The 22991-nt window shown below is 57.7% G+C and carries 16 protein-coding genes, 1 tRNA gene and 2 rRNA genes; 14 read left to right on the top strand and 5 right to left on the bottom strand.

Going from position 1 to position 22991, the window contains the following annotated elements; all coding sequences use genetic code 11:
- The first annotated feature begins 13 nt into the window (after positions 1–13).
- Together edd and eda are read left to right on the top strand one after the other, a co-directional pair.
- On the top strand, positions 14–1822 hold the full coding sequence (gene edd / locus ACS3QZ_RS00110; RefSeq protein WP_456036007.1) for a phosphogluconate dehydratase: 1809 nt from the start codon (positions 14–16) through the stop codon (positions 1820–1822).
- 3 nt (positions 1823–1825) lie between these two features.
- Positions 1826–2473, top strand: a complete 648-nt coding sequence (gene eda / locus ACS3QZ_RS00105; RefSeq protein ID WP_456036006.1) for a bifunctional 4-hydroxy-2-oxoglutarate aldolase/2-dehydro-3-deoxy-phosphogluconate aldolase — start codon at positions 1826–1828, stop codon at positions 2471–2473.
- Here the strand turns inward: eda and ACS3QZ_RS00100 are convergent.
- Entirely contained in the window at positions 2456–3361 is a 906-nt protein-coding gene (locus ACS3QZ_RS00100; protein WP_456036005.1) for a hydrogen peroxide-inducible genes activator, read from the bottom strand. The genes eda and ACS3QZ_RS00100 overlap by 18 nt on opposite strands.
- A gap of 173 nt (positions 3362–3534) precedes the next feature.
- Between ACS3QZ_RS00100 and katG the strand changes: the two genes are divergently transcribed.
- The 8 genes from katG to mnhG all read left to right on the top strand — a co-directional run bounded on the left by katG (position 3535) and on the right by mnhG (position 13415).
- Entirely contained in the window at positions 3535–5751 is a 2217-nt protein-coding gene (gene katG / locus ACS3QZ_RS00095) for a catalase/peroxidase HPI (protein WP_456036004.1), read from the top strand.
- Positions 5752–5950: 199 nt separating this feature from the next.
- Positions 5951–6715 (top strand): SDR family oxidoreductase, encoded by a 765-nt coding sequence (locus ACS3QZ_RS00090; protein ID WP_456036003.1) that lies wholly within the window; start codon positions 5951–5953, stop codon positions 6713–6715.
- Positions 6716–7479: 764 nt separating this feature from the next.
- Complete coding sequence (locus tag ACS3QZ_RS00085) at positions 7480–10362, top strand: monovalent cation/H+ antiporter subunit A (protein ID WP_456036002.1); 2883 nt, start codon at positions 7480–7482, stop codon at positions 10360–10362.
- 1 nt (position 10363) lies between these two features.
- The gene (locus ACS3QZ_RS00080; RefSeq protein ID WP_456036001.1) at positions 10364–10720 is read left to right on the top strand and encodes a Na+/H+ antiporter subunit C; all 357 of its coding nucleotides are present in this window, start codon (positions 10364–10366) and stop codon (positions 10718–10720) included.
- Complete coding sequence (locus ACS3QZ_RS00075; RefSeq protein WP_456036000.1) at positions 10717–12258, top strand: monovalent cation/H+ antiporter subunit D; 1542 nt, start codon at positions 10717–10719, stop codon at positions 12256–12258. The genes ACS3QZ_RS00080 and ACS3QZ_RS00075 overlap by 4 nt, the downstream gene beginning before the upstream one ends.
- A gap of 1 nt (position 12259) precedes the next feature.
- Positions 12260–12760, top strand: a complete 501-nt coding sequence (locus ACS3QZ_RS00070) for a Na+/H+ antiporter subunit E (RefSeq protein WP_456035999.1) — start codon at positions 12260–12262, stop codon at positions 12758–12760.
- An 8-nt stretch (positions 12761–12768) separates the two neighbouring features.
- Positions 12769–13044 carry a K+/H+ antiporter subunit F gene (locus ACS3QZ_RS00065; protein WP_423227764.1) on the top strand — a complete coding sequence of 92 codons (276 nt, stop codon included), beginning with the start codon at positions 12769–12771 and terminating at the stop codon, positions 13042–13044.
- A complete protein-coding gene (gene mnhG, locus ACS3QZ_RS00060; protein WP_456035998.1) occupies positions 13041–13415 on the top strand; it encodes a monovalent cation/H(+) antiporter subunit G in 375 nt (124 codons plus the stop codon). The genes ACS3QZ_RS00065 and mnhG overlap by 4 nt, the downstream gene beginning before the upstream one ends.
- A 228-nt stretch (positions 13416–13643) precedes the next feature.
- Here the strand turns inward: mnhG and ACS3QZ_RS00055 are convergent, their stop codons facing one another.
- Positions 13644–14321 carry a TRAP transporter large permease subunit gene (locus ACS3QZ_RS00055; RefSeq protein WP_456035997.1) on the bottom strand — a complete coding sequence of 226 codons (678 nt, stop codon included), beginning with the start codon at positions 14319–14321 and terminating at the stop codon, positions 13644–13646.
- On the opposite strand from ACS3QZ_RS00055, the gene istA reads away from it, so the two are divergent.
- The 4 genes from istA to ACS3QZ_RS00035 all read left to right on the top strand — a co-directional run bounded on the left by istA (position 14320) and on the right by ACS3QZ_RS00035 (position 19285).
- Complete coding sequence (gene istA, locus ACS3QZ_RS00050; protein WP_456035996.1) at positions 14320–15849, top strand: IS21 family transposase; 1530 nt, start codon at positions 14320–14322, stop codon at positions 15847–15849. The two genes, ACS3QZ_RS00055 and istA, sit on opposite strands and share 2 nt — an antisense overlap.
- Complete coding sequence (istB, locus tag ACS3QZ_RS00045; RefSeq protein WP_456035995.1) at positions 15839–16618, top strand: IS21-like element helper ATPase IstB; 780 nt, start codon at positions 15839–15841, stop codon at positions 16616–16618. Before istA ends, istB begins: the two co-directional genes overlap by 11 nt.
- Before the next feature lie 303 nt (positions 16619–16921).
- Positions 16922–18060, top strand: a protein-coding gene (locus ACS3QZ_RS00040) for an IS3 family transposase (protein WP_456035994.1) whose coding sequence is annotated in 2 segments (ribosomal slippage) — positions 16922–17171 and positions 17171–18060 — 1140 coding nt in all. Because the reading frame shifts where the segments join, the coding sequence is not laid out codon by codon here.
- Between the two features lie 65 nt (positions 18061–18125).
- Positions 18126–19285, top strand: a protein-coding gene (locus tag ACS3QZ_RS00035) for an IS3 family transposase (RefSeq protein WP_456035993.1) whose coding sequence is annotated in 2 segments (ribosomal slippage) — positions 18126–18375 and positions 18375–19285 — 1161 coding nt in all. Because the reading frame shifts where the segments join, the coding sequence is not laid out codon by codon here.
- 161 nt (positions 19286–19446) lie between these two features.
- On the opposite strand, the gene ACS3QZ_RS00030 is transcribed toward ACS3QZ_RS00035, so the two are convergent.
- From ACS3QZ_RS00030 to ACS3QZ_RS00020, 3 genes are all read right to left on the bottom strand, one after another.
- Positions 19447–19523, bottom strand: a tRNA-Met gene (locus ACS3QZ_RS00030).
- A 94-nt stretch (positions 19524–19617) separates the two neighbouring features.
- A 5S ribosomal RNA gene (gene rrf, locus ACS3QZ_RS00025) occupies positions 19618–19732 on the bottom strand.
- A 102-nt stretch (positions 19733–19834) separates the two neighbouring features.
- Positions 19835–22663: ribosomal RNA gene (locus ACS3QZ_RS00020) — 23S ribosomal RNA — on the bottom strand.
- Positions 22664–22991: the final 328 nt, after the last annotated feature.

The following is a 22991-nucleotide window of genomic DNA, read 5'->3' as shown; positions in this document are numbered from 1 at the left end:
GAAGGGTTCCGATATGGCGCTCCAAAAAACCATAAAGACCGTGACCGACCGAATTGTCGCGCGGAGCGCTGAAACACGCCAGAAATATCTGGACCGGATGGATGCCGCGGCCAAAAGAGGCCCCGCACGCGGGCACCTGAACTGTTCCAACCAGGCGCATGCCTTCGCTGGCGCGGGCGTCGATCAATCAGCGCTTGCGAACGGGAATGCGGGCAATCTGGGGATCATCACCGCCTATAACGACATGCTGTCCGCACACCAGCCTTTCGAAACCTACCCGGCAATGATCCGCGACGCAGCCCGCGCAATCGGGGGCACAGCCCAGGTGGCCGGGGGCGTTCCGGCTATGTGTGACGGGGTCACGCAGGGCGAAGCCGGCATGGAGTTGAGCCTGTTTTCGCGGGACGTGATTGCATTGGCAACCGGCGTTGCGCTGAGCCACAACACGTTCGACGCAGCGGTATTTCTTGGTGTTTGCGACAAGATCGTTCCGGGGCTTGTCATCGGCGCCCAGGCTTTCGGGCACCTCCCTGCCGTTTTCCTTCCGGCAGGTCCGATGACAAGCGGGCTGGCCAATGACGAAAAAGCCAAAATCCGCCAGAAATTTGCCGCCGGAGAGGTCGGGCGAGACGCCCTGATGGCGGCGGAAATGGCCGCCTACCATGGTCCAGGAACGTGCACCTTTTACGGTACGGCAAACACGAACCAGATGTTGATGGAGTTCATGGGGCTACACCTCCCCGGCGCAAGCTTCGTCACACCTAACACGGCCCTGCGCAGCGCCCTGACCCGCGCCGGCGCGCAACGTGCGCTGTCGCTGAGTGCACTTGGCGACAGCTATACGCCTGTGTGCCAGATCCTCGACGAGCGCGCCTTCGTGAACGGGATCGTCGGGCTTAACGCGACTGGCGGGTCCACTAACCTACTCATTCATCTCGTGGCGATGGCCCGAGCGGGTGGCATCATTCTCGACTGGCAGGATTTCTCAGACCTCTCCGACGTCACACCATTGCTCGCGCGTGTCTATCCCAACGGGCTTGCGGATGTGAATCACTTCCACGCCGCCGGTGGACTGGGCTTTATGATTGGCGAGTTACTGGCCGCCGGGTTGTTGCATCCGGATACGCAAACCGTCGCTGGACAGGGCCTCGAAAACTACACCCGTGACCCCAAGCTGGTGGATGGCAATCTGCACTGGGTCGATGGTCCGACCGAAAGCCTGAACGACAAGATCCTGCGCGCTCACGACAGGGCATTCCAACCCACAGGCGGTCTCAAGCGTCTGAGCGGGAATATCGGCACGTCCGTCATGAAAGTCTCGGCGGTGGCGCCCGAACACCGCATTGTCGAGGCACCTGCCCGCGTGTTTCACGATCAGGATGCCGTCAAAGCCGCGTTCAAGGCTGGTGATCTGACCGGTGACATCGTTGTTGTTGTGCGTTTCCAGGGGCCGCAGGCCAACGGCATGCCCGAACTCCACAGCCTCACCCCGATCCTGTCTATTCTTCAGGGGCGTGGACAGAAAGTTGCCCTTGTCACCGATGGGCGCATGTCGGGCGCATCGGGCAAGATTCCTTCGGCCATTCACGTCAGCCCCGAAGCGCTCGATGGCGGTCCGATCGCCAAACTGCGTGACGGTGATCTTCTGCGTGTCGACGCGGAACAGGGTGTGTTGGAGGCTTTGGTCGAAAACCTTGACAGCCGCTCGTCTGCCACCGTGGACCTGTCAGGCGCACATGCAGGAACAGGTCGGGAACTGTTTTCGGCTTTCCGCAACGCAGTCGGTCCTGCCACGCGGGGCGCATCCATTTTCGAGGTCTGATCCATGCCTGTCACCCCGCAACAAGCCAGCGAACGCGCGCGCGAAATCTGCGCCATGGCCCCGATCATCCCCGTCCTGGTTGTCGACAATCCATTGGATGCCCGCCCCTTGGCAAAAGCACTCGTTGCTGGCGGACTGCCCGTTCTTGAAGTGACTTTACGCACACCTTCGGCTCTCGAGGTCATTACCGAAATGGCCAAGGTGGAAGGGGGCATCGTTGGCGCCGGTACCCTGCTGACCCCCAAGGATGTCCAGTTGGCCAAGGCCGCTGGGGCCACATTCGGTGTATCACCGGGCGCAACCGACCGGCTTCTCGCGGCATGCGAGGCCGAAGGTCTGCCGCTCCTACCCGGCGCGGCTACAGCCACCGAAGCCATGCGGCTTCTGGAGCGCGGATACGACATGCTCAAGTTTTTCCCTGCGGAAGCTTCGGGCGGTGCCAAGGCACTTGGCGCACTCGCCAGCCCCCTGCCCCAAATTACATTCTGCCCGACCGGGGGCGTGAGTCCGACCAATGCAAACGACTACCTTGCGCTCCCCAATGTGATCTGTGCTGGCGGAAGCTGGGTTGCCCCAAAGAACCTGATCTCGAAAGGCGCATGGGAGGAGATCGAAACCCTTGCGCGTGCCGCGTCACAACTTGGCGCGTAGTGCTTCGCCGGACTGTCGCACCACTTCGGCGATTTGCTTGAGTTGCGGCGCCAGCGGGCTGGTTTTTCGCCAGATCATTCCAATGGATCGGCGCGGCGTCGCGACATCGAACCGCGACACCGCCACTTTTGCAGAACGGGTTTCAACCGGGACGGCCATCTCCGGAATAAGCGTTACACCGATCCCGGCACCAACCATCTGAACAAGCGTCGACAGGCTGCTCCCGTCCAGCCCCTCCTTTGGAAGCGCGTTGCGCACATTGCAGAACGCCAGCGCCTGATCCCGAAAACAATGCCCTTCTTCCAACAGCAAAAGCCTCATCTTGCGCAGATCCTCTCCAGAAGGCACAGGTTTGTCACCATCCCATCCAGGCCTGACGAGGACGAACTCCTCGCTAAAAAGGGCGATTTCCTCAAAACCCGGCTCGTCAACCGGCAAGGCAAGTATGGCGGTATCCAGCCGACCTTCCGACAGTTCACGCAAAAGGGTGGATGTCAGCGTTTCGCGTACGTGAATGTCGAGATCGGGGTACCGTTGTGACAAGGCGCCAATAATACTGGGCAAAAGATAAGGGGCGATGGTGGGAATAACGCCGATTCGCAACCGCCCCGAAAACCCTGTTTGCGCCGCGCGCGCCATGTCGCCCAGTTCTTCGATCGAGCGGAGAATCTCGCGGGCACGAACGGCGAAATCTTCACCAAAGCTGGTCAGACGCACATTTCTGGCAGACCGCTCAAAGAGTTGCACCCCCAGGGTTTCTTCCAACTCTTTGATCTGAACCGACAAGGCAGGCTGGGAAATCGCGCAGACATCAGCGGCCCGACCGAAGTGGCGTTGTTGAACAAGGGCCTCGAAATAGCGCAGCTGGCGAAGGGTGATATTTATCATAATGAAAAACTATCAACCCCATAAAAAAGTACAACTTAGAATAATTATAAAGGCGCGCTAGTCTTTCCCTATCAGGCGGACATAAGCTCCGTCGGGCTCTGGCAACGCGCCAAACCGGTCGGTCTTGATGAGCCAACATGCCGGACTGCGCACAACAGGAATTGGAGGATTTCATGGACGGAAATGATATCAACACTGGCGGCAAATGCCCGGTCATGCATGCGCAGGCCACCTTGGGGGTCAATTCCAATCGCGATTGGTGGCCCAACCAGCTCAATCTGAAAATCCTGCACCAGCAATCCGACCTGTCCAATCCGATGGACGAGGAATTCAGCTATCGTGAAGCCTTCAAGAAGCTCGACTATGACGCTCTCAAGAAAGACCTCACGGCCCTGATGACGGACAGCCAGGATTGGTGGCCTGCCGATTATGGGCATTATGGTGGGCTTTTCATCCGCATGGCCTGGCACAGCGCGGGCACTTATCGCATCAGCGACGGGCGCGGCGGTGGCGCAACAGGCACGCAACGGTTTGCCCCGCTCAACAGCTGGCCCGACAATGGCAACCTCGACAAGGCGCGCCGCCTGCTTTGGCCGATCAAACAGAAATACGGGGACAAGATTTCCTGGGCCGACCTGATGCTTTTGGCCGGGAACGTGGCCATCGAATCCATGGGCGGCAAGACCTTTGGTTTTGCCGGAGGGCGACCCGACATTTGGGAGCCGGAAGAAGACATCTACTGGGGTGCGGAAACCGAGTGGCTGGCGCCCAGTGACGCGGACAACAGCCGCTATTCAGGTGACCGCGAATTGGACAACCCGCTGGCCGCCGTTCAGATGGGGCTGATCTATGTGAACCCCGAAGGACCGGACGGGAACCCCGATCCGGTGGCATCGGGTTATGATGTCATCGACACGTTCGGGCGCATGGCAATGAGCCCCGAAGAAACCGTCGCCCTGGTTGCGGGTGGCCACACCTTTGGCAAGGCGCATGGGGCTGGCAACCCGGATCTGGTTGGCGCGGAACCGGAAGGCGCCGCGATTGAAAACATGGGTCTTGGCTGGATCAATGCACATGGCAGCGGCAAGGGCGGCGACACGACAACGTCCGGGATCGAAGGGGCGTGGAAGCCCAACCCGACCCAGTGGGATCACGGCTACTTCGAAGTCCTGTTCGGTTACGAGTGGGAATTGACCAAGAGCCCGGCAGGCGCGCATCAGTGGGTTGCCAAGGATGTGAAACCCGAACACATGGTTGTCGACGCCCATGACCCGGACAAACGTCACGCTCCGATGATGACCACGGCGGATCTCTCGCTTCGCATGCATCCCACGCTCGAGCCGATTTCGCGGAACTTCCTGGAAAACCCGGATGCTTTTGCCGATGCATTTGCGCGGGCATGGTTCAAACTCCTCCATCGGGATATGGGACCGCGTTCTCTCTATCTTGGACCGGAAGCGCCCGAGGAAGAACTGATCTGGCAAGACAACGTACCAGCCGTCGATCACGCGCTGATCGACACTGCCGACCAGGCCGCTCTCAAGGCAAAAATCGTGGCGTCGGGGCTCTCGGTAGCTGACCTCGTATCCACGGCGTGGGCTTCGGCGTCCACCTTCCGTGGGTCGGACAAGCGCGGCGGAGCCAATGGTGCACGGATCAGGCTGGAGCCACAAAAGAACTGGGAGGCCAACGAACCGGAGAAACTCGCACGGGTCCTTGAAACCTTCGAAGGTATTCAGGCCGAATTCAACGGGTCTCAGGGTGACAAGAAAGTTTCGCTGGCAGACCTGATTGTCCTTGGCGGGAACGCCGGGATCGAGGAAGCCGCCAAGGCGGCCGGTCATGACCTCGAAGTGCCTTTTGCACCGGGCCGGACCGATGCGTCGGACGCCCAGACCGACGCCGAGTCCTTTGCCCCGCTCGAACCGCTCGCAGATGGGTTCCGCAATTTCCAGAAGGCAGAGTATTCGGTCTCTCCAGAGGAAATGCTTGTCGATCGCGCCCAGCTTTTGACGTTGTCGGCTCCGGAAATGACCGCGTTGGTTGGCGGTATGCGGGCCATGGGTGCCAATCATGGTGGCAGTTCGCACGGTGTCCTGACCAAGCGTCCGGGCGCGCTCAGCAATGACTTCTTTGTCAACCTGCTGGACATGAGCACCGAGTGGAAACCGGACACAGATAATCCCGGAGTTTTCATCGGACGCGACCGCAGCAATGGCGATCAGGTTTGGACAGGAACACGCGTTGATCTCGTATTTGGTTCCAATTCGCAGCTGAGGGCGCTGGCCGAGGTCTTTGGCAGCGCAGATGGCGAAAGCCGGTTCCTCGACACCTTCGTCTCCGCATGGACCAAGGTCATGAACGCCGATCGGTTTGACCTTCTGGACTGACAAAATCGCATTGCAGGATTCCGCAGGCGTCCCGAAACGCGGGGTGGCATACAGACCGTATGCCACCCCTTTTTGTCTTATACCCGCATATTGTGTGTTCCTCCGCCAATGACGTGGGGGCACGGGCTATGGACGAAGCGCGGTTGTCCAAGCAATCTGACAGGACAACAGCCCAGCTCACCAGCAACAGGATACCCTCATGACCGACTCTCTTTTTGACCTTTCGGGACGGGTCGCACTCGTTACAGGTGCAAGCCGCGGAATCGGTGAGGCCATTGCGCGCTGCCTCGCAGATCACGGCGCTCATGTGATCATCGCCAGCCGCAAGATTGGCCCCTGCGAAGAAGTGGCCGCGTCAATTCGCGACAACGGAGGCAAGGCGTCGGCGCTTGCCTGTCACATTGGTGAAACCGCTTCGATCACAGCCGCATTCGACGACATAGCGCAGACGCATGGCCGGCTAGACATTCTGGTCAACAACGCGGCCGCCAACCCGTATTTCGGTCCGATCCTCGATACGCCGGAAAGCTCGATTGACAAGACAATTGACGTCAACATCAAGGGATACTTCCTGGCCTCACAAATGGCCGGACGCATGATGCGCGCGCAAAAAAGCGGCGTTATCATCAACGTGGCATCCATTAACGCTTTGACCCCCGCGCCCATGCAAGCCGTCTATTCGATTTCCAAGGCAGCCGTCGTATCCATGACCAAAGCCTTTGCCAAGGAGTGTGCGGCGTTTGGTATTCGGGTCAACGCCATCCTGCCCGGCCTGACAAAAACCGATTTTGCCGGTGCACTTTTTGAACACGAAGGGATTTACAAACAGATCGTCAGTATGATCCCACAGGGCCGGCACGCCGTGCCGGACGAGATTTCAGGGGCGGCGCTCTACCTGGCGTCCGATGCCGCGTCCTTCACCACGGGGACAACGCTCGTCGTTGACGGCGGCATGACCGCCTGAAATGGCGCACCCTTCGATGAGAGACGCTGCTGAAAAAAACGTTCGCTTTTGAAAATCGCTGGCAGCGTCCCGCCTCGCCAAACAAATGATTTGCGCAAATGCAACTCGGAATCGGCCGGCTGTGTGTTGCCTGCAGGCGCATACATCTCGTTGCAAATCACCTTCCTTGCGGAGCGATTCGGGGCGGGCTTCCGAACACCAATGGTTTTCCTTTTGACTTGGGTCAGACGCCTATGCCTGCTCAAACCTTGCAAGAAAACAGCCGATCAAGAACGAGTGAACATGGGTCAGACCGTTCCCGGCAATTGAGACAAGCTGCGCCAATTGGGCGATACGGAACGGCCGCTGAAGATTGGTGCAGATTTCCACACGGCGCGTGAGCAACCTCTGTTCACGCTGCCTTTCCACGATTCTTGAAAAATACACCCCGCGCAGCCGTGGGCCTCACCCAACAGATCGTCTGTCCAATTTGACTTCATGGCGCTGAGTTATTTGACAAATTTCAGGCCACGCGGAACTTCTGCAAACAATGCACTCCCGCCTCCGGGGCATTTGCGCCACCGATCACCCCGCCCGGTTCATGGATAAGAACCAACAAGCTTTTCTAGGGCAGCCAACCCGCACGTTTCCCCGATTGAACAGTTTCCAAAGTGCCCGAAGTTTACGCTCCGGCACCTATGTCGAAAACAACCGTTGCTTCAATCGTTTCACAATCCGGATTCAGTTGGTTAAGAGTAAAAACGAAACTGGCTTGAGGAGTTCACGTGTCACTCTTTTTCATTGTTGCTCTTCCCTTTTTTGGTGCGCTGCTACCAGGACTCATGAACCCGGCAGGGCGGTCAGCCTGTGGTGGCGTGACTTTCACAGTCTCGCTTGCGGCATTTGTGGGTTTGTTGACGAACCTTCCATCCGTTCTCGCTGGCGAGGTGGTCAAGGTCCAGGTGAACTGGCTGCCAACTCTGGGACTGAACTTTTCTCTCATGCTCGACGGGTTGGGCTTTTTCTTTGCCTTCCTGATCCTTGGCATTGGCCTTCTGATCATAGCTTACGCCCGCCATTACCTCAGCCGCGACGACAACATGGGAGAGTTCTTTACCTACCTGCTGCTCTTCCAGGGCGCGATGGTGGGGATCGTTCTGAGTGACAACATTCTGCTTCTGTTAATTTTTTGGGAACTGACTTCGCTCTCTTCCTTCTTGCTGATCGGGTACTGGAAACACTTGCCCGAAGGCAGACAGGGCGCGCGCATGGCGCTGACCGTGACCGGGATGGGCGGGCTTTCCATGATCGCAGGCATGTTGCTGCTGGGGCAGATCGTCGGGAGTTACGACCTGAGCGTGATCCTGTCGAGCCGGGAACTTATTCAAGCCGATCCCCGGTATCTTCCGGCATTGATCCTAATACTCTTGGGCTGTTTTACGAAATCCGCCCAGTTCCCCTTCCACTTCTGGCTTCCGCACGCCATGGCCGCCCCAACCCCGGTTTCGGCTTACCTGCACTCGGCCACGATGGTCAAAGCAGGCATTTTCCTTATGGCCCGCATGTGGCCCGTATTGTCAGGAACCCCGGAATGGTTCGCGATCGTGACAACTGCTGGCCTGATCACCATGGTTCTCGGCGCTGTGATCGCGTTGTTCAAACACGACCTGAAAGCCCTTTTGGCCTTTTCCACGGTCAGCCATCTCGGTCTAATTACCATGCTGCTCGGTACAGGAACTGCCTTTGGTGCACTGGCCGCAATGTTCCACATCCTGAACCACGCAACCTTCAAGGCCGCGCTGTTCATGTCGGCGGGCATCATTGACCATGAAACCCACACACGCGACATTCGCCGCCTTGGTGGTTTGCGTCGGTTGATGCCGATCACCTTCGCGATCGCCACGCTCGCGGCGCTGTCCATGGCTGGCATTCCGCTGCTGAATGGCTTCCTGTCCAAGGAAATGATGCTGGAAGAAGCGCATCACACCATTCTGTTCCAGTCCCATTGGCTGGTCCCGGCTCTGGCCACGTTCGGGTCACTTTTTTCCGCCGCATATTGCTTCAGGTTGATCGGTCACACGTTTCTTGGTCCGGTTCGCGACGACTACCCTTCGAAACCGCATGATCCCGGCCTGGGCCTCTGGATGCCTCCATCGATCCTCGTCGTACTTGTGGTTGTGATCGGCCTGGCACCATTCCTTGCGGAACCTTTTGTCAAACTCGTTACAGCGTCTGTTCTGGGTGACACCGCCGAAGTCCCCAAGGCCCATTTCAAGATCTGGCATGGGCTGACACCCGCCCTGTACATGTCGATCATTGCAACGGTTGGCGGCTTGCTGGTTCTGGCCGCGTTCAAACCTTTGCTTAAAGTCTGGGATGCCACACCGCGCCCAGAGGCCAAGGTGATTTTCGAGGCGGTCATACGAATTGCGGTATCGACGGCCCGGGGATTGATCCTGCCGCTGCATAACGGCGCTTTCACACGGTACGCCGCCATCGGGTCGGTTGTGATCATCGCAGTAGGCGCCTATGCATGGCAAACCGGAACAGTCGGCGCACCGACGCGTACAGTGCAAGCGGCGGGGGCCGTTCCCATTGCCGGCTGGGTCATGCTGGTCGCGGCGACCGTCGCTTTGATGTTCCTGCACCGGAACCGTCTTTTCTCGCTCATGTTGATCGGGATCGTTGGTTTGATGGTTTCGATCGGCTTCATTTTCTTCAGTGCACCAGACCTGGCGATGACACAATTCACGGTCGAAGTGGTTACCATCATCCTGCTTCTTCTGGCCCTCAACTTCCTGCCAAAGCAGACCCCCGTCGAAAGCACGGTCCTGCGCCGCGTACGGGATGCAGGCGTCGGAATTGCGGGCGGGCTGGCGACGTTCATGCTGTCGTATCACTACTTGTTGCGGGATTCCGTGGCGACACCGATTTCCGAATTCCACCTGGCGAACTCCTACAAGGGCGGCGGTGGTACGAACGTGGTCAACGTGATCCTCGTGGATTTCCGCGGATTTGACACCTATGGCGAAATCATCGTTCTGGGGATTGCGGCACTGCTGATCTATGCCCTAACAGAGACACTCTTGAACGGTCCCGTCCGCGCCCGGTTGCTGAACCGCGAACCCGACCTGCCACAGGCCGGAGATACACATCCGATGATGATGGTAGTGCTAACGCGCGTGATGATGCCGTTGGTGCTTCTGGTCGGCTTTTACATCTTCCTGCGGGGACACAACGAACCCGGAGGCGGGTTCATTGCCGGTCTGATCGTGTCGATTGCCGTCGTGATGCAATATATGGCCAGCGGGTTTGCCTGGACATCTGCACGGCTGAAATACCCCTATCACGGGGTAATCGGCGCAGGCGTCCTGATTGCGGGATTCACAGGCATGGGTGCGTGGTTTTTCAGCAAGCCTTTCCTGACGTCGGATTTCACCTATGTGCGCATCCCGCCCTTCCAGAAATTCGAACTGGCGACAGCTGCACTGTTCGATCTGGGCGTATTCCTTGCCGTCGTTGGCGCGGTGATGCTGTCTCTTGAAAGCTTCTCTCGATTGGCGCGCCGTGCGAATATGCCAGACAGCGAATACCCCATGGATATCGATCCATCCCGTACCGATCCTCCCCCCGACAAAGCCGGATCAATGACACAGGAGGGCGTATGACATGGAGATTCTCGTCGCCTCGGCCATCGGCATCATGACCGCCGCCGGTCTCTACCTCGTCCTGCGTCTGCGGACTTTCCCGGTCATCCTGGGGATGTCCCTGCTGACCTATGCCGTGAACGTGTTCTTGTTTGCGTCCGGTCGCCTCACGACAGCCGCGCCTCCGGTGCTACGCGATGACATGTCGGTTTACACCGACCCTCTGCCGCAGGCATTGGTCCTGACCGCAATCGTGATCTCATTCGGCATGACGGCAGTGGTCGTCATGATCGGCCTTGGTGCATTCCTCGGGTCCAATGACGACCACGTGGACGACCAGCCGGAAGACGCACAAGACCAGGCGGAGGGCCAATCGTGACTCACTGGATAATTGCCCCCGTCGTTCTGCCGGCGTTGCTGGCACCGTTCATCGTGCTGGCCGCACGTTATCACATCGGGATACAACGCGTTTTCTCGGTTGTCGGCGTACTGGCCCTGATCGCCATTTCTGCGGGCCTGGCCTGGCAGGTGGCGGATGGCGACATATTGCTTTATCAACTCGGCGACTGGGCCGCCCCCTTCGGCATCGTGCTTGTCGGAGATCGCCTTTCGACGCTGATGGTGCTGTTGACGTCCCTGCTGGCGCTTTTCGTCCTGCTTTATGCTATCGGCTCGCGCTGGGATGATCGCGGGCGCCATTTCCATGCCCTGTTCCAGTTTCAGCTGATGGGGATCATGGGTGCCTTTCTGACAGGCGACCTGTTCAACCTGTTTGTCTTCTTCGAAGTCCTGCTGATCGCGTCTTATGGCCTGATGATCCACGCCGGGGGCAACACACGGCTTCGTGCAGGTGTTCAATACGTGTTGTTCAACCTGATCGGTTCGACCCTGTTCCTGTTCGCACTGGGGTCGATCTATGCCGAGACCGGCACCCTGAACATGGCGGATCTGGGTCAACGTGCCGCCCTGATCGGGCCAGACGCGACCGTGGGCATCCGCGTGGCCTCGGTCCTGCTGTTGATGGTGTTCGCGATCAAGGCGGCGGTTGTTCCGCTCCACTTCTGGCTCCCGTCAAGCTATGCAGAAGCTCCGGCCCCTGTTGCGGCGCTGTTTGCGATCATGACCAAGGTCGGCGCCTATGCAATCATCCGCGTCTATACGCTGATCTTCCCCCCCGATCTTGCAGTGACGGCCGGGCTGCAGGGCACTTGGCTGCTACCTGTTGCGCTGATTTCCCTGGCTTTGGGCATGATCGGCGTTCTGGCCGCAAAAAAGCTCGACAGGCTTGTTGCCTTTTCCGTGATTGGCTCCATGGGTATGGTGATGGTCGCAATCTCGTTCTTCACGGCAGAGGGAATTGCGGCGGCGCTGTACTACATCGTTCACTCCACATTTGCGGGCGCCGCATTGTTCCTCGTCTCAGATCTGGTTCGTACAGGCCGCTCCAATCTGGACCTCACGGCCCAGCCACCTATGGCGGGAACTTCGCTCACGTCCGGGCTGTTTTTTGTATGCGCCATCGCGATGGCCGGGCTTCCCCCCCTGTCGGGATTCCTCGGCAAGTTGATGGTTCTCGACGCCGCCAGTGGCACCGACATGCTCTCATGGATCTGGGCGATCATTCTCGGCTCGAGCCTGATCAGCATCGTCGGTTTTGCGCGCGCTGGGTCGGTGCTATTCTGGAAATCCCACGGCGTTGAAACGCCCGAAGACGCGGTGGCCACATCTCGCCCAACCACCTTGTCCTATGTATCGGTTGGGGGGCTTATCACGCTCCTTATCGCGCACACTGTGTTTGCCGGACAGGTTCACGGCTACGCCACGACCATCTCCCAACAGCTCTTTGCTCCAGAACCCTATGTCTCGACCGTGTTGGAAACACCCGGCAAACTGAGCACTCCGAAGGAGGACCACTGACATGACACGTTTGTTCAACAGATTGGTGCCCCACCCTGTCCTCACCTTGCTGCTGGCTGTGGTTTGGACCATGCTCCAAAACGACGTTTCGGCGGGTATGGTTGTGTTCGGGATCATCCTTGGCATCGTCATTCCATGGGGGACGTCGATCTGGTGGCCCGACACCCCCAAAGGGGTGCGCGTGGGCAAGTTGATCAGCTACACTCTGCTGGTCATCTGGGACATCGTCGTCGCCAACATCCAGGTGGCATGGATCGTTCTGACCGTGCCGAATTCCAAGCTCAAGCCAGCCTGGATCGTGGTACCTCTGGAACTGCGCCAACCCGAGGCTATCACGGTGTTGGCCGGGACCATCACGCTGACCCCGGGAACGGTATCGTCCGACCTTTCCGACGAAGGCCACAGCTTGCTGGTACACGTATTGCACACCGATGATCCGGACAGCGTGCGGGACGAAATCAAGACGCGATACGAGCGCCGCCTCAAGGAGATCTTCTCATGAACATGGCTATGCAAGTTGTCGACGCAACCATTGCCATCGCGTTCGTCGCCTTGGCCCTGGGGCAGATTTTTTCAATGGTCCGCCTTGCCCTTGGACCAACACCGGGGGATCGCATTCTGGCCCTCGATACGATGGTTATCAACGCGCTTGGGCTTGTGGTGATGCTGGGGATTTCGCAAGGAGTGCAAATCTATTTCGAAGTGTCCCTTTTGATCGCGATGCTTGGCTTCGTTTCAACCGTGGCTTTGGCGCGGTTCATCCTTCGGGGAGACATTATCGAATGACACTTGAGATCCTCGGATATTACGCCGTTGCAATCTGCTTGTTGATCGGATCCGGTTTTGTTCTGGTCAGCGTGATCGGACTTTTGAAGTTCAACGACCCCATGACCCGTCTGCACGCACCGACCAAGGTCGGGACCGTCGGCATTGGCATGCTGCTTTTGGCCTCCATCATTCACTCCGCTCTTCTGGGAGAGTTTTCTTTCCATGAGCTGCTGATCACCGCATTCCTTTTTGCGACGGCCCCCATCTCGGCAAACTTCATTGCCAAGGTGAATATCCATCGCGAAGCCTGTGAAACACCTCCCAACCCTCCGCAGGACGATACGTGGTCAACTCTGAACGTGCCGGAGCCCGAGCAAAAAGCAAGCTAAGGGGTTCCGGGGCCGCATGCCGCTCTACGCCCCGCAACAAAAGGTCAACGCTCCTGGCGGCCCCACACAGCCTGGTGTATTTTGAGCAGCTCTCAACCGCCTCGAACTTCTGGAGGAAAATTCGGCAGACAAAAAAACAGCTGCCAGTCGCAATGACATGAGGCAGCTGTCCCGTTGGGGGATGAAACCGGGCCGGTCGGGGCAAAATCCCCCCGACCGGCATTTCTGTTAGAAGATCAGGTTCGGCAGCCACAATGCGATCTGCGGAAACGCCACGACAAGCGCCAGTCCGATGATCTGCAGAACAACAAACGGGATCGCTGCCCAATAGATGTCGCCAATCGAGATGCTGTTTGGCGCCACAGAGCGCATGTAGAACAGGTTGTAGCCGAAGGGCGGCGTCAGATAGGCGGATTGCATCGACAGGATGAACAATACCGCGAACCAGGTCGTATCGAAGCCAAGCTCACGAACGATCGGAACGAACAGCGGCACCGTGATGAAGACGATGGCGAAATCATCCAGAAACATGCCGAGGATAAAGTAGGTCGCCAGCATGGCGATGATCACCATCATCGGCGCCACTTCAAAATCCTCGATCAACTCGCCCACGACCATGCCCGCACCAACACCAACGTAGATCTTGGAGAAGAACACCGCCGCGATTGTAATCCACATCAGCATGCCCATCAATTTCGTGGTTGTGATCATCACGTAGCGCAGCATGTCCCAGTTCAGACGCCCCTGCACCGCCGCGATCAGCAGCGATCCGAATGCACCGATGGCCGAAGTGTTGATTTCCGCTGAGAAGTGACCCGGTAGCCCCCTAAGTTTCCACTGAGAATTGACCCATGTGAACACGTTGCCCTGACGGATTCGGTCGGGGAGATTTGGAGTGATCGACATGGGATTTTTGAGTGTTATCCGACGCTGGGCATTGCGTGACAAAATGCCAATCCGCGAGATTTCAAGGCGCACCGGCCTGTCTCGCAACACCATCAGAAAGTACCTACGCGAGGGCGCGGTTGAGCCGAAGTTCAAGACGCCATCTCGTCCAAGCAAGTTGGATCCGTATGCGGATCGGTTGTCGGCCTGGTTGCTGGCGCAGACGCGGAAGCCACGCAAGGAACGTCGAACCGTGAAGCAAATGCATGCTGACTTGGTCAAGCTTGGCTATGATGGGTCGTACGGTCGCGTGGCGGCCTTTGCCCGAGCTTGGCGTGCCGATCGGCATCGAGCGGAACAAACGACCGGGCGCGGAACCTTTGTGCCCTTGGTGTTTCAACCCGGCGAGGCATTCCAGTTCGACTGGAGCGAAGACTGGGCCAATATCGGTGGCGAGCGGGTCAAGCTGCAGGTCGCCCATATCAAGTTGTCACACAGCCGGGCGTTCCTGGTGCGGGCCTACCCGCTGCAAACACATGAGATGCTATTCGACGCCCACTGGCACGCGTTCCGCGTCTTCGGCGGCGTGCCCGGTCGCGGGATCTACGACAACATGAAGACGGCCGTAGATCGTGTTGGCAAAGGCAAGCAGCGCGATATCAACGCACGTTTCAAGGCCATGGCCAGCCACTATGTGTTTGAGCCTGAGTTCTGCAACCCGGCAGCCGGTTGGGAGAAGGGACAGGTGGAGAAGAACGTTCAGGACGCTCGGAATCGCCTATGGCAGGTCATGCCTGTCTTCGGCGATCTGAATGAGCTGAACCAATGGCTTGAGGATCGTTGCATCGCCTTATGGGCAGAGACACCACACAAGGCTTTGCCTGGTTCTATCGCCGATGTCTGGGAAGCCGAGAAGCCCACGCTCATGGTACTGCCCCCGGCCTTCGATGGGTTTGTGGAGCACAGCAAGCGGGTGTCGCCCACCTGCCTGATCACCTTCGAACGCAATCGCTACAGCGTCCCGGCCAGCTTTGCGAACCGCCGCGTCAGCCTGCATGTCTATCCGGATCGGCTGGTTGTGGTGGCCGAAGGCCATACCGTTTGCGCCCATGACCGCATCATCGAGCGATCTCACCACAAACCAGGCAGGGTGATCTATGATTGGCGTCATTATCTTGCTGTTATCCAACGCAAACCCGGCGCCCTGCGCAATGGTGCGCCGTTCGTCGAGATGCCGGACGCCTTCCGCCGTCTGCAGGATCATATGTTGCGCAAGGAGGGCGGTGACCGCGAGATGGTCGATATCTTATCCCTGGTTCTGCACCATGACGAAGACGCCGTTCTGTGTGCTGTAGAACTCGCGCTGGAAGCAGGCGTGCCCACCAAGACGCATGTCCTGAACCTGCTTCACAGGCCAATCGATAAGAAGCAGACAGACTTGCCAGAGGTCGATCCGCCAGAGGCTCTGGCCCTGGACACAGCGCCAAAGGCCAATGTCGATCGCTATGATGATCTGAGACAGGCCGGGGAGAAGCGCCATGCGTCATGATCCTGCAGGCGCTTCGGTCGTGATCATGCTCCGCAGCCTGAAGTTGCATGACATGGCGCAAGCCGTTGACGATCTCGTTGCCCAGGGCGCACCGGCGTTCGAAGCGGCAACGCCAATGTTGTCCCAACTTCTCAAGGCGGAAATGGCCGAACGGGAAGTCCGGTCCATTGCCTACCAAACTAAGGTGGCGCGCTTCCCGTCCTACAAGGACCTCGCAGGCTTTGACTTCAAGTCCAGCGAGATCAACGAGGCCAGCGTTCGGCAGTTGCACCGTGGCGAGTTCATGGAGAACGCGGAAAACGTCGTCCTGATCGGTGGCCCCGGCACGGGCAAAAGCCACATCGCCACAGCTCTCGGCGTCCAGGCCATCGAGCATCACAGATGCAAGGTGCGCTTCTACTCGACGGTGGAACTCGTCAACTCCCTGGAGCAGGAAAAGGCGCTCGGAAAGGCCGGCAAACTGGCCGAGATGCTGACCAAGATCGACTTGGTCATCCTCGACGAACTCGGCTATCTGCCGTTCAGTTCATCCGGCGGCGCGCTGTTGTTCCACCTCCTCAGCAAACTCTACGAACGCACCAGTGTGGTCATCACCACCAACCTCAGCTTCTCAGAGTGGGCCCAGGTCTTCGGCGACGCAAAAATGACCACAGCGCTTCTCGACAGGCTCACACACCGCTGCCACATCCTGGAAACCGGCAACGACAGCTACCGCTACAAAGCCAGCTCAGAAGCCGCAAAAAAAAGAGAAAGGAGACACCCGCATTGACCACAACATGACCGCTGAGACATAAACGAAGGTGGGTCAGTTCTCGGTGAAAATACCGGGTCACTTCTCAGCGGAAATCAACAGCGGAAGTCTACAGGGATCAAGTTGCCAACCTGAGCAACGCTCTCAGCGACGCATCCACCAAGGCAGAGGCGACCAGCATCATTCGCTCGTTGCTAACGGAGATTCGGCTGATCCTGGAAGATGGCACCTTGGCCATTGAGTTGGTTGGAGATGACCTGTCCCCCGAAACTTCCCTCGTTGTGATGTAGAGTTTGCTCAACCTTTCGAAGGAGCAAACGCATGCGAAAGAGCCGTTTCACGGAAGCCCAGATCATCGGGATGATCAAAGAACAGGAAGCCGGAATGCCGACAGCGGAGGTGTGCCGCAAGCACGGTCTCAGCCAGGGCACGTTCTACAAATACAAGTCGAAGTACGGCGGCATGGAGGTGTCGGACGTCGCGAAGCTGAAGGCGATGGAAGATGAGAATGCCAGGCTCAAACGCCTGCTGGCTGATACGATGCTGGACAATGCTGTACTGAAGGATCTTCTGGGAAAGAACTGACGACGCCGAATGAGCGGCGAGAGGCAGCGCTGAAGGCGATGCGGGATCACGACATCTCGCAACGCCGGGCCTGCCGACTTGTCGGTGTCGATCCGAAGACAGTCCGGCGTGAACGCCCGCCGGATAATCCTGAGATACGCAAGGAGATGAAAGCGGTTGCAGCCAAGCGCCGCTGGTTTGGCTACCGGCGGATCGGGGTGATGCTGGAACGCAAAGGGATGATCATGAACCACAAGAAGCTGTATCGGCTGTACACGGAGGAGAAGCTGGGCGTCAGGCGGCGACGGGGCCGCAAACGGGCCCGTGGCTCCCGGACACCGATGCCAGAAGCTCTGAGGCCTGGTGAACGCTGGTCACTGGACTTCCTGTCCGACACGTTCGGGGCCTCGCGCCGGTTCCGAATTCTGGCGGTGAACGATGATTGTTGCCGTGAGAACCTGTGCCTGATGGCTGATACAAGCATCTCGGGCGCCCGCGTGGCGCGGGAACTGGATGCGCTGGTCAGGCTCTATGGCAAACCGGTTGGCATTGTCTCTGACAACGGCACCGAGTTCACCAGCCGGGTGATCCTGAAATGGGCGAACGAGAACGATGTCGACTGGCACTACATCGACCCGGGCAAGCCGCAGCAGAACGCCTTCATCGAAAGCTTCAACGGTAGCCTGCGCGACGAGCTACTGAACGAAGAGATGTTCGATAATCTGGACGATGCTCGCCGAAAGCTGGCGCTCTGGCGATACGACTACAACAACGTAAGGCCGCACTCGTCGCTCGGCAACAAAACACCCGCAGAAGCGCGTCGAGCGCTTGAGCAATTTGAGGGCTCCGCGCCCGACGCTCTTGCCCAAACCGAAACCGAGGAATATGAAAACTGACCTGCCCCCCAAATTCTCCCTCGTTCTGATGTAGAGTTTGCTCAACCTTTCGAAGGAGCAAACAGATGCGAAAGAGCCGTTTCACGGAAGCGCAAATCATTGGGATGATCAAAGAGCAGGAAGCAGGCATGCCGACAGCGGAGGTGTGCCGCAAGCACGGTCTCAGCCAGGGCACGTTCTACAAGTACAAATCGAAGTATGGCGGCATGGAGGTGTCGGATGTCGCTAAGCTGAGGGCGATGGAAGACGAGAACGCCAGGCTCAAGCGCCTTCTGGCAGATACGATGCTGGACAATGCCGTTCTGAAAGACTTGCTGGGAAAGAACTGACGACGCCAACCGAACGGCGGGATGCAGCGCTCAAGGCGATGCGGGATCATGACATCTCGCAGCGCCGAGCGTGCAGGCTCGTTGGTGTCGATCCCAAAACTGTCAGGCGTGAACGCCCGCCCGACAATCCTGAGATCAGGGAGGAGATGAAAGCCGTCGCAGTCCAGCGGCGCCGGTTCGGCTATCGGCGGATCGGCGTTATGCTGGAGCGCAAGGGGATGATCATGAACCACAAGAAGCTGTACCGCCTCTACACGGAGGAGAAGCTGGGCGTCAGGCGACGAAGGGGTCGCAAACGGGCGCGGGGATCGCGGACGCCAATGCCCGAGGCTCTGAGGCCCGGCGAACGCTGGTCTCTGGACTTCCTGTCCGACACGTTCGGGGCATCGCGACGGTTCCGCATTCTGGCGGTGAACGATGATTGCTGCCGCGAGAACCTGTGTCTGATGGCCGATACCAGCATCTCGGGTGCCCGTGTGGCGCGGGAACTGGATGCGCTTGTCCGGGTCTATGGTAGGCCCGCCAGCATAGTCAGTGACAACGGCACCGAGTTCACCAGTCGGGCGATCCTGAAATGGGCGAACAACAACGGCGTCGATTGGCATTACATCGATCCGGGCAAGCCCCAGCAGAACGCCTTCATCGAGTCCTTCAACGGCAGCCTCCGGGACGAGTTGCTGAACGAGGAGATGTTCGACAGCTTGGAAGATGCACGGCGAATTCTGGCCCTCTGGCGCTACGACTACAACAACGTCAGGCCGCACTCATCGCTCGGCAATCAAACACCCGCGGAAGCGCGCCGGGCGCTTGAGCCAAATGAGGGCTCCGCGCCCGGCGCGCTTGCCCAAACCGAAACCGAAGAATATGAAAACCAGACCCGCAGACTCTCGTTTTGAATGAGGGACCATCGGGGGGCAGGTCAAAACCAGACCCGCAAACTCTCGTTATGAATGAGGGAGCCTCGGGGGGCAGGTCAGAGAACTTGCGGGTTTGTTGGCATTGAGCGCGTCCCAAAACAACAAAAGCCACCCGGAGGTGGCTTCTTGTTCGACAGTAGTGGTTGCGGGGGTAGGATTTGAACCTACGACCTTCAGGTTATGAGCCTGACGAGCTACCGGGCTGCTCCACCCCGCGACAGGCGGCTATTGGGGCCGCATGGCCTCATGCAAGAACGGTAGAGGCCTGGTATCATCGTTTGAGAGATACGTTAAGGGAAGTCGTTTACTAGGTTTGGCGATGACCTACTCTCCCACACCTTAAGATGCAGTACCATCGGCGCTACGGTGCTTAACGGCCGGGTTCGGGATGGGACCGGGTGTTTCACTCGCGCTATGATCACCAAACCGAGTAAACGGCTTCGCTTAATTTCGCCTTTCGGCGTGTCCAAGTCACGTACGTCAGTGTTTTGTGTATGCTTTTGATTTCCAGTCTGTCTTTTACTGGATCAAATCAAGCCTATCGGGCAATTAGTACCGGTCAACTGAATGCATTGCTGCACTTACATCTCCGGCCTATCGACGAGGTGGTCTACCTCGGCCCTCAGGGATACCTTGTTTTGAGGGGGGCTTCCCGCTTAGATGCCTTCAGCGGTTATCCTGTCCGATCATAGCTACCCTGCACTGCTGCTGGCGCAACAACAGGTCCACCAGTGGATCGTTCACCCCGGTCCTCTCGTACTAGGGGCAACTCCTCTCAAGTATCCTACACCCACGGCAGATAGGGACCGAACTGTCTCACGACGTTCTAAACCCAGCTCACGTACCTCTTTAAACGGCGAACAGCCGTACCCTTGGGACCTGCTCCAGCCCCAGGATGAGATGAGCCGACATCGAGGTGCCAAACACTGCCGTCGATATGGACTCTTGGGCAGTATCAGCCTGTTATCCCCGGCGTACCTTTTATCCGTTGAGCGATGGCCCTCCCACTTGGGACCACCGGATCACTATGGCCGTCTTTCGACTCTGCTCGACTTGTCAGTCTCGCAGTCAGGCTGGCTTCTGCCATTGCACTCAACGAGCGATTTCCGACCGCTCTGAGCCAACCTTCGCGCGCCTCCGTTACGCTTTAGGAGGCGACCGCCCCAGTCAAACTACCCGCCACGCAGGGTCCCGGATCCGGATAACGGACCGCGGTTAGACATCAAGCAGAATAAGGGTGGTATCTCAAGGGAGGCTCCACCGGAACTGGCGTCCCGGTTTCAAAGCCCACCACCTATCCTGCACATATTGTGCCTGATGCCAGTGCGAAGCTGTAGTAAAGGTGCACGGGGTCTTTCCGTCTAACCGCGGGAAGCCTGCATCTTGACAGGCAATTCAATTTCGCTGAGTCGATGTTGGAGACAGCGGGGAAGTCGTTACGCCATTCGTGCAGGTCGGAACTTACCCGACAAGGAATTTCGCTACCTTAGGACCGTTATAGTTACGGCCGCCGTTTACCTGGGCTTCAATTCAGAGCTCTCACCCCTCCTTTTAACCTTCAGGCACCGGGCAGGCGTCAGACCCTATACGTCGTCTTGCGACTTCGCAGAGCCCTGTGTTTTTAGTAAACAGTCGCCACCCCCTGGTTTGTGCCCCCAGCCAATACTTGCGTAGAAACTGGGCCTCCTTCTCGCGAACTTACGGAGGTATTTTGCCGAGTTCCTTCAACATCGTTCTCTCAAGCGCCTTGGTATGCTCTACCAGTCCACCTGTGTTGGTTTAGGGTACGGTCTGATGGAGGGCTATTTCCAGGAACCGATCAGCGGCCCACCCAATCCGATAAGGGTGAACAACAGTCACGATCCGTCACATCCTCCTGGCCCAGTAATATTAAACTGGTTCCCATCGCCTACGGCTTTCGCCCTCGGCTTAGGGGCCGGCTTACCCTGCTCAGATTAGCTTTAAGCAGGAACCCTTGGACTTTCGGCGAGAGTGTCTCTCACACTCTTTGTCGCTACTCATGTCATCATTCTCACTAGTGATCTCTCCACCGGATCGCTCACGCGCCGGCTTCACAGAAAGCTCCTTATCCTCCATGACCTTCCGAAGAAGGCTAAAGAGGACAGGAACTATGTCACACTACGCTCTGCTACCATGCACTATGTGCATCCTAGACTTCGGCTCATGGCTTGAGCCCCGTTACATCTTCGCCGCAGGACAACTTATTTAGACCAGTGAGCTGTTACGCTATCTTTAAAGGATGGCTGCTTCTAAGCCAACCTCCTGGTTGTTTTGGTCGTCCCACCTGCTTTCCCACTTAGCCATGAATTAGGGGCCTTAGTCGTAGGTCAGGGTTGTTTCCCTCTCCACTACGGACGTTAGCATCCGCAGTGTGTCTGCCATCTAGTACTCCCGGGTATTCGGAGTTTGGTTAGGATCAGTAAGCCTGTGGGGCCCCATTACCCATCCAGTGCTCTACCCCCCGGGGTATTCGGATGACGCTCTACCTAAATAGATTTCGCAGAGAACCAGCTATCTCCGAGTTTGATTGGCCTTTCACCCCTAGGCACAACTCATCCCGACCTTTTTCAACAGGTGTGGGTTCGGACCTCCAGTAAGTGTTACCTTACCTTCATCCTGGTCATGCCTAGATCACTCGGTTTCGGGTCTGATCCATCTAACTCGACGCCCTATTAAGACTCGCTTTCGCTGCGCCTACACCTAACGGCTTAAGCTTGCTAGATAGACCAAGTCGATGACCCATTATACAAAAGGTACGCCGTCAGCTCGCAAGGAGCCTCCGACTGATTGTAGGCGTTCGGTTTCAGGTACTGTTTCACTCCCCTCGTCGGGGTGCTTTTCACCTTTCCCTCACGGTACTGGTTCGCTATCGGTCAGTAAGGAGTACTTAGCCTTCGAAGGTGGTCCTCCGATCTTCAGACAGGATTTCACGTGTCCCGCCCTACTTAATACATCCGATCATGCTTCCCATACGGGGCTGTCACCCACTATGGCCGACCTTTCCAGGTCGTTCTGGTCACAATCTCGGCTTGGCTGGTCCCCGTTCGCTCGCCGCTACTAGGGGAGTATCAATTGATTTCCTTTCCTCCGGGTACTTAGATGTTTCAGTTCCCCGGGTTTGCTCTTAAGACCCTATGTATTCAGGTCAAAAGTACCTGGTTAAGAACATTATAAACTACCGAAGTAATTATAATGAACTTTCAGGTGGGTTCCCCCATTCAGAGATCCATGGATCAAAGCTTATTCTCAGCTCCTCATGGCTTATCGCAGAGTATCACGTCTTTCATCGCCTCTTACTGCCAAGGCATCCACCAAACGCCCTTCTCGCGCTTGATTTGATCCAGAAAGAGAGAGACTGCTGAGTGTCCTACCGCCTTGCGGCTACTTGAGGACGCCGTCACTCGTGACTGCATAAGCTGGCAAGCAATGCAGTCCTGTTTCTGAACCAAAAGTCATACTTTCCCGCTCCTTACCCTGGAACCCGCGCTGCCGATGTCGGTCGGCCCCACGCAGAGGATAAGGAACTTGTGAGCAACATCGCTGTTGCTCGGGTTAGTGTACTTGACTTGGACAACTCTGTTCGTTTCAGCTGGCAGACGCATGGAAGATCGAGGAAACAATCTTGTCATACGCTCGCCTATCCGAAGATAGGCACCAAACTGAG

The organism is Shimia sp. W99 (genome assembly GCF_053851455.3).
Note: the sequence above shows the minus strand (reverse complement) of the source record. Positions and strands in the feature narration are given on the sequence as shown.

What these genes read in the sequence shown, in the direction of transcription:
- edd (WP_456036007.1), top strand. Translation starts at nt 14, where the DNA reads ATGGCGCTCCAAAAAACCATAAAGACCGTGACCGACCGAATTGTCGCG.
- eda (WP_456036006.1), top strand. Translation starts at nt 1,826, where the DNA reads ATGCCTGTCACCCCGCAACAAGCCAGCGAACGCGCGCGCGAAATCTGC.
- ACS3QZ_RS00100 (WP_456036005.1), bottom strand. Translation starts at nt 3,361, where the DNA reads ATGATAAATATCACCCTTCGCCAGCTGCGCTATTTCGAGGCCCTTGTT.
- katG (WP_456036004.1), top strand. Translation starts at nt 3,535, where the DNA reads ATGGACGGAAATGATATCAACACTGGCGGCAAATGCCCGGTCATGCAT.
- ACS3QZ_RS00090 (WP_456036003.1), top strand. Translation starts at nt 5,951, where the DNA reads ATGACCGACTCTCTTTTTGACCTTTCGGGACGGGTCGCACTCGTTACA.
- ACS3QZ_RS00080 (WP_456036001.1), top strand. Translation starts at nt 10,364, where the DNA reads ATGGAGATTCTCGTCGCCTCGGCCATCGGCATCATGACCGCCGCCGGT.
- ACS3QZ_RS00070 (WP_456035999.1), top strand. Translation starts at nt 12,260, where the DNA reads ATGACACGTTTGTTCAACAGATTGGTGCCCCACCCTGTCCTCACCTTG.
- ACS3QZ_RS00065 (WP_423227764.1), top strand. Translation starts at nt 12,769, where the DNA reads ATGCAAGTTGTCGACGCAACCATTGCCATCGCGTTCGTCGCCTTGGCC.
- mnhG (WP_456035998.1), top strand. Translation starts at nt 13,041, where the DNA reads ATGACACTTGAGATCCTCGGATATTACGCCGTTGCAATCTGCTTGTTG.
- istA (WP_456035996.1), top strand. Translation starts at nt 14,320, where the DNA reads ATGGGATTTTTGAGTGTTATCCGACGCTGGGCATTGCGTGACAAAATG.
- ACS3QZ_RS00055 (WP_456035997.1), bottom strand. Translation starts at nt 14,321, where the DNA reads ATGTCGATCACTCCAAATCTCCCCGACCGAATCCGTCAGGGCAACGTG.
- istB (WP_456035995.1), top strand. Translation starts at nt 15,839, where the DNA reads ATGCGTCATGATCCTGCAGGCGCTTCGGTCGTGATCATGCTCCGCAGC.